The organism is Streptomyces sp. NPDC047525 (assembly GCF_040643025.1).
GTDB classification, from domain to species: domain Bacteria; phylum Actinomycetota; class Actinomycetes; order Streptomycetales; family Streptomycetaceae; genus Streptomyces; species Streptomyces durmitorensis.
Genome location: NZ_JBEYTL010000023.1, coordinates 99541 through 105633, shown reverse-complemented (window position 1 = coordinate 105633; position 6093 = coordinate 99541). Strand labels below are relative to the sequence as shown.

The following is a 6093-nucleotide window of genomic DNA, read 5'->3' as shown; positions in this document are numbered from 1 at the left end:
CCTCCCCGCCACCACAATCTTCGACCACCCCACCCCCACCACCCTCACCGAACACCTCCACCAACAACTCACCCCCAACACAGCCGACATGGCACAGGACGCGACGGCCCGGACGGTCAAGCGGATCCTCTCGGCGCTCGACGGGGTGAAGGGCATGCTGGCGTCCATCCCTGCGGCCGATGTCGCAGCGACCCGGATTTCGACGCATCTGCACGCCCTGCTCGCTGAGTTGGACGGACCTGAGGCGGCCGGCAAGGAAGCGGATGTCGCCGATCAGCTGGAGTCGGCGTCGGCGGACGAGCTCTTCAAGTTCATCGACAGCGAACTCTGAGCGGACAGGCCATGACAGCGCACGAGTCAGAATCGGGACTGCACGTCGAGCCGGTGTACGAGTCGGACGCACTGGCGGGCTGGGACGCAGCCGAGAAGCTCGGCCGGCCCGGCGCGTACCCGTTCACGCGGGGCGTCTATCCGTCGATGTACACCAGGCGGCCGTGGACGATGAGGCAGTACGCGGGTTTCGGTACAGCGGTGGAGTCCAACGCGCGGTACAAGCAGCTGATCGCGAGCGGCACTTCAGGGCTCTCCGTGGCCTTCGACCTGCCCACACAGATGGGCTACGACTCGGACGCGCCGCTCGCGCACGGCGAGGTCGGCAAAGTCGGGGTCGCGATCGATTCCATCGACGACATGCGGATCCTGTTCGGCGGCATTCCGCTGGACCGGGTCTCCACCTCGATGACGATCAACGCCCCCTCCGCCGTCCTGCTGCTCCTGTACCAGCTGGTGGCGGAGGAACAGGGCGTCGGTGCCGACCAGTTGACGGGCACCGTCCAGAACGACGTACTGAAGGAGTACATCGCGCGCGGGACATACATCTTCCCGCCCGAGCCCTCGCTGCGGCTGATTGCCGACGTGTTCCGTTACTGCAGGGCCGAGATGCCCAAGTGGAACACCATCTCGATCTCCGGCTACCACATGGCCGAAGCGGGAGCCTCACCCGCTCAGGAGATCGCCTTCACGCTGGCCAACGCGATCGAGTACGTGCGTACCGCGATCGCCGCGGGCATGGACGTGGACGACTTCGCGCCGCGGCTCTCCTTCTTCTTCGTGGCGCGAACGACGTTCCTGGAGGAGATCGCCAAGTTCCGTGCCGCGCGCAGGATCTGGGCCATGATCATGCGGGAGGAGTTCGGTGCACGGAGCCCCAAGTCGATGATGTTGCGCTTCCACACCCAGACCGCGGGCGTCCAGCTGACCGCACAGCAGCCCGAGGTGAACCTGGTGCGGGTGGCGGTCCAGGGCCTCGCGGCCGTTCTGGGCGGCACTCAGTCGCTGCACACCAACTCCTTCGACGAGGCGATCGCGCTGCCCACCGACAAGTCCGCCCGGCTGGCGTTACGCACCCAGCAGGTCCTGGCGTACGAGACGGATGTGACCTCGACCGTCGATCCCTTCGCCGGGTCCTATGCGGTCGAGCGGCTGACCGACGACCTGGAGAGCGCGATCATTGAGCTCATGACCAGGGTCCAGGAGGCGGGCGGGGCCGTGGCCGCCATTGAGCGCGGCCTGCAGAAGAACGAGATCGAGGAGAACGCGTACCGCATCGCCGAGGAGACGGACGCCGGGGAGCGGGTGGTGGTCGGCGTCAATCGGTTCCGGCTCGACAAGGAGGAGCCGTACGAGCCGCTGCGCGTCGACCCCGCGATCGAGGCCCAGCAGACGGAGCGCCTCGCCAAGTTGCGTGCGTGGCGGGTGGGCGAGTACGTGGACGCGACACTGAACGACCTGCGCAAGGCCGCCGAAGGCGAGGACAACGTCCTGTACCCCATGAAGGAGGCGCTGCGCGTGGGCTGCACGGTCGGTGAGGTCTGTGACGTCCTGCGTACCGCCTGGGGCGTCCACACACCTACCGTCCACTGACGACCGACCAGCCACAAGCGGCCATGAACAGGCCACAAACGGCCCGCAAATGGGCCACAAACAGGCCATTGTCGCTTTATCGCACTTCTATGACAGATTTGCCCGCCTGATGGAGGCCTCCTTACGGTGGCGGGCATGGGGTACACCATCACCCACCTCCACCATGTGGGCCACGTCGTCGAGGACATGGCACAGGCGATCACCGTCTATGAGCGGCTGGGTTTTCGCCTGCCGCCGCCGAGATGTCCAGCAATGCCGCTCCACGAGGGTGGCGCGCCCGAACCGTTCGGGACCGGCAACACCCACGCCGATTTCCCGAACTCGTTCCTCGAACTCGTGGCCTGGATACAGGACGGCACCACCGATCGCCTGCCGGCCGACGCGCACCTCGTACCGCTGGAGGCGCCGGCCGACGTCCTCCCCCGGCTGGTGGAGCAGATCAGGGAGACGAGCGCAAACGTCGCGGCGAGCCTGAACCGCTTCGAGGGGCTGCACATCCTCATGCTCTCCTCCCCCGACATCGACACCGCCGCCACGCAGCTGTCCGACGCCGATGTGCACCACGGCGGGGTGAACACCGTCCGCCGCCCGACGCCGCCCGGCGCCTTGAAGCCGGTGGAGACCGTTCGTTACCTGGAGATCAGCGGCGACGACCCGGATGCCCGGTCGGGCACGGTCGCGGAGGGCCGGGTCGGTGTCGCCGCCGATCTGGACCCGGACATCCAGAGCGCCCGGCACCTCGACCATCCCAACGGCGCCGTCGATCTCGTCGAGGTCGTGCTCTGCGTCGCCGATCAGGAGATGGACGCGGTTCAGGAGCGGTACGAGACCTACCTCGGCCGGGCGGCGCGGCACGACGGACCAGGCAGGGTCATCGACCTGGACGATGCCGCCCTGAGGCTCGTACCCGCCTCCGGTCTCGACGCGCTGTTGCCGGGCGAGCGGCCTGCCGCACTGCCGGCGTTCGTCGGCTACACCGTCGCGGTGCACGACCTCTCCCTCACCCGCGACCTGCTGCACCGCAACGGACTCCCCCTGCGCGGGACGCCGTCCGGCGACGCCTTCGTGCCGTCCGCGGCGGCTCTCGGCGCCGCTGTCACCTTCCGCCAGGCACGCCCCCGCGCCGGTCAGCGCAGGCCGAACAGCCTCGTCAGCGGGTGACACTGGTAGCGGCCCGGCGCCCGGGACTCCAGGAACTGGACGTCGACCAGCTGCCCCAGGATGGCCTCGGCCGCCGAGGGCACCCCACCCGTCGCAGCTGCCACCTCCGCCACGGTCAACCCGCCTTGCTCCGCTGCCAGTAGGGGCAGGGCGAGCCGGTGGGGTCGCGGATCGGCGAGGCAGGCGCGCCCGCGATGCGCAGGGCCGGCGGAAGGGTGGCGAGGTCCTGGGCGTCGAGGTCGGCGGCCGCACGGCGCAGACCGGTGAGCTCGCCCCGGCGCATGCCCGTGTAGGCGGCGGTGATGATGTCGAACCGGGCGGCTTCTTCAAGACGGGTACGGCCGCGTTGCCGCGCGAGGCGTACGGAGTTGACCGGGATGAGACGTTCCAGGGCGACCGAGGACAGGATGAGGCTGAGAAGTTCCCCGATCGCGGCGACGGTGGTCGGCTTGTAGCTTGCTCGCAGCTGCTTGAGCCAGGTGGCGACGGCGGTGGGAGTGATCTCGCCGAGCGGCATCTCGCCCCAGGCTGGCAGCAGATGATCCTTCAGCAGGCCCGGCATCCGGCGGCGATGTTGGGGCTCCGAGGCGGGGACCAATGATGGCCGGGCCCGGAGGGGACAGTGCGACCGGCGCTGCCGACTCGACAGGGAGGTCGACGCCCGGGCATCTCCACACCGCGCGCTACAGACGCCAACATCCACTTGCATCCCGCCAAAGGGACGGGGAAAGGCGTCAAAGGGTCAACTGGGAGCACGACCCCTTACCTCGTACACCGGACCGGACAGCGGAGATGTTCCGTGGGAGCGACCGGATCGGGTGACCATCCGTCGGCCCCCGGTTGGCGTCGCTCCCCGACTCCCGTTCCCGGGAGCGCTGGAAGCCGCTCCCCGCTCCCCGGATTGCCCCCAAACACGAAGTAGGCACCACCCGAAGGTGATCCCTACCTGCGACGTTTCCGTCGGGACGACAGGATTTGAGCCTGCGCCCCCTTGCCCCCAGCAATGCGGTCGGATCCGGTTCAGAGTTCTGAAGCGCCGTTGACAGCCGTGCGGCGCCGTAGGCGGAAGTACGACACCCCTCTCAGCATCCACGCAAACTGCGTCACCCGTAGCGTGGTGAGCGTGGCCACCCACACGACCAGCCCTCAACGCTCGGCCATATCCGGGAAATATCCAGTTCACAGCGGCCGCAATGCGCGGGAGCGCTCGGCGGCGCCGGTCACTGTTCCCAACATGGAGAGCACGGCAGCCACATGAGCGTCCCCGTGCGTGTCCACCCCGAGAACCACGGCCCCCGTGGGCCGACATCGGCGGGCGCGCGGGCGGGGACGCACCCGGCGCGCGGCGGCCTATTCAGTGCGCAGTCCTGGTCCGGCGGGCCTGGATCTGCGGGGTATGAGTGAGCGGCGACCAGGCATCGGGCGGTGGCTGGTCGGGACTCGTAGCCCGCTGGAACGCGGCCTGGACGGTTCTGCCCCCGATCGCGGGCGCGCGGAGACCTGCACGCGGACGCGACGGACGACGTATGGGCGGTGGGCACCGAAGCCGGTGTCGGCGGCTTGCCCGGACGCCCCGGCAACCCCGCCCTGGCCCATTGGGACGGCAGGGGCGCGGCGGGCGCGGCGGGCGCGGCGACGGCTCCCCCCTACCTCAACGACGTGCCCCCCACTCCCGGCACCGCGGGATTCTGGTCGGTGGGCATGACGAACCCTGCCCCGCTCCCTACGACCGAAGCGCACCCGGAACGTCTCTTCTGACACGGTTGCCGCGGTCCGGGGCGACTGTTCGGGCCGTGTTCGAGCTGGTCGCCCCATGGCCAGGTCCGGGACGGCGGGGTAACACTGGTCGGGGTGGGCGGGCGAATCCGGGGGAGTTGACGATGCCGCCAACTCGGTGCTCTGCACGCCTGGTGTGCGCACAAGCCATGCACCAACCCGTCAGCGGAAAGACCTTGGGGCGGCCATGACAGGACTGATGAGCAGCCTGGCTCAACTCGCGCAGGGAGTGGTACGCAGCCCATCGCGCCCACCGGTGTTCGCCAGCATCCCGCCTGAACAGATCGACCGTCCCTTCGCCACAAACCCGTTGGTGCCGGACCAGGACTACTTCGAGGTGTGCATCGAGCGGGTGCACCTCGCACACGGCAAGGAATGGCTCAGCACCTTCGCCCCGATGGTGGTGGCCACCACGGAGTTCTCCTACGACGGCATGCGGACGCTTGTGCCCGCCGTGGTGGGCCCGAAGCTGTTGGAGCATCTCGGCATGGGGGCGCCGCCGGACGCGGTGGTCGCGGGGACGCGGGTCGCCGGCCCCTATCCGGTGCGGCCCGGCGGTGTCGCGGTCGCGGTCGTGATGCACCGGATCGAGCAGAAACAGCTCTTGACGCCCGTACTCGAGGCCGTTGAAGGCGTCTCGGCGGCGCTGAGCCTCGCCGCCGGCGTCGCGCCCTTCACCGCTGTGGCCCGCGTACTGCTGAACGGAGTCACCGCCCTGACCGGTGGCGACAGCCCGCTGCTGGGGCGCCGGGATCAGTTCGGCCATACTCAACCGGGATACTTCGCTCTGCTTGACCCGGATGCCGGGTGCGACCCCGCGAGGCTGTGGGTACGCCAAGGCGCCCTCGTCCTCAAGGAGGTCGACGGCTCGTTCACACCGCTGCTGAACGCAGACTACGTCCTGTACCGGATCGGCCAAGTGGACCAGACAGAAGTGGATGTGACCGCGCTTGCCCTGTACCGGGCGTGGGGGTTGGTGGTCCAGGAAGCGGCACGTGCGCACTCGGACGGAGTCTGGGAGAGCGCCAAGGTCCGCATGTCCGCACTCGTGGCGATGCTCTACAGCAGCCCCGACCTGACGTGGAGTCATGCCGACACGCTCCAACGCGAGTGGACCCAGCGGATGAAGGACCTGCGCGCGAGCGCGATCGCACGCAGCGAACTGTCCGGCGAGGCCGGTGACATGGACCGGATCCGCGAGCACGCGATGTCCGTCCTCGACCTCTGAGACGG

The 6093-nt window shown here is 68.9% G+C and carries 7 protein-coding genes; 5 read left to right on the top strand and 2 right to left on the bottom strand.

All coding sequences use genetic code 11. The annotated features are described in order from the left end of the window. From ABZ833_RS40685 to ABZ833_RS40675, 3 genes are all read left to right on the top strand, one after another. On the top strand, nucleotides 1-331 hold a 331-nt coding region (locus ABZ833_RS40685; RefSeq protein ID WP_361058170.1), incomplete at its 5' end, for a hypothetical protein. A gap of 11 nt (nucleotides 332-342) precedes the next feature. Further along, nucleotides 343-1923 carry a methylmalonyl-CoA mutase family protein gene (locus ABZ833_RS40680; protein WP_361058168.1) on the top strand — a complete coding sequence of 527 codons (1581 nt, stop codon included), beginning with the start codon at nucleotides 343-345 and terminating at the stop codon, nucleotides 1921-1923. Between the two features lie 135 nt (nucleotides 1924-2058). Continuing rightward, nucleotides 2059-3084 (top strand): VOC family protein, encoded by a 1026-nt coding sequence (locus ABZ833_RS40675; protein ID WP_361058166.1) that lies wholly within the window; start codon nucleotides 2059-2061, stop codon nucleotides 3082-3084. On the opposite strand, the gene ABZ833_RS40670 is transcribed toward ABZ833_RS40675, so the two are convergent. Both ABZ833_RS40670 and ABZ833_RS40665 read right to left on the bottom strand, forming a co-directional pair. Further along, nucleotides 3051-3188 carry a hypothetical protein gene (locus ABZ833_RS40670; RefSeq protein WP_361058164.1) on the bottom strand — a complete coding sequence of 46 codons (138 nt, stop codon included), beginning with the start codon at nucleotides 3186-3188 and terminating at the stop codon, nucleotides 3051-3053. The two genes, ABZ833_RS40675 and ABZ833_RS40670, sit on opposite strands and share 34 nt — an antisense overlap. Before the next feature lie 11 nt (nucleotides 3189-3199). Beyond that, on the bottom strand, nucleotides 3200-3646 hold the full coding sequence (locus ABZ833_RS40665; protein ID WP_361058162.1) for a hypothetical protein: 447 nt from the start codon (nucleotides 3644-3646) through the stop codon (nucleotides 3200-3202). A 971-nt stretch (nucleotides 3647-4617) separates the two neighbouring features. Here ABZ833_RS40665 and ABZ833_RS40660 point away from each other — a divergent pair. Together ABZ833_RS40660 and ABZ833_RS40655 are read left to right on the top strand one after the other, a co-directional pair. After that, on the top strand, nucleotides 4618-4842 hold the full coding sequence (locus ABZ833_RS40660) for a hypothetical protein (RefSeq protein WP_361058160.1): 225 nt from the start codon (nucleotides 4618-4620) through the stop codon (nucleotides 4840-4842). Nucleotides 4843-5173: 331 nt separating this feature from the next. Beyond that, nucleotides 5174-6088 (top strand): hypothetical protein, encoded by a 915-nt coding sequence (locus ABZ833_RS40655; RefSeq protein WP_361058158.1) that lies wholly within the window; start codon nucleotides 5174-5176, stop codon nucleotides 6086-6088. Nucleotides 6089-6093: the final 5 nt, after the last annotated feature.

Bases quoted from the DNA above. Each gene is read 5' to 3' on its own strand.
- ABZ833_RS40680 (WP_361058168.1), top strand. From the start codon at position 343: ATGACAGCGCACGAGTCAGAATCGGGACTGCACGTCGAGCCGGTGTAC.
- ABZ833_RS40665 (WP_361058162.1), bottom strand. From the start codon at position 3,646: ATGCCGGGCCTGCTGAAGGATCATCTGCTGCCAGCCTGGGGCGAGATG.
- ABZ833_RS40675 (WP_361058166.1), top strand. From the start codon at position 2,059: ATGGGGTACACCATCACCCACCTCCACCATGTGGGCCACGTCGTCGAG.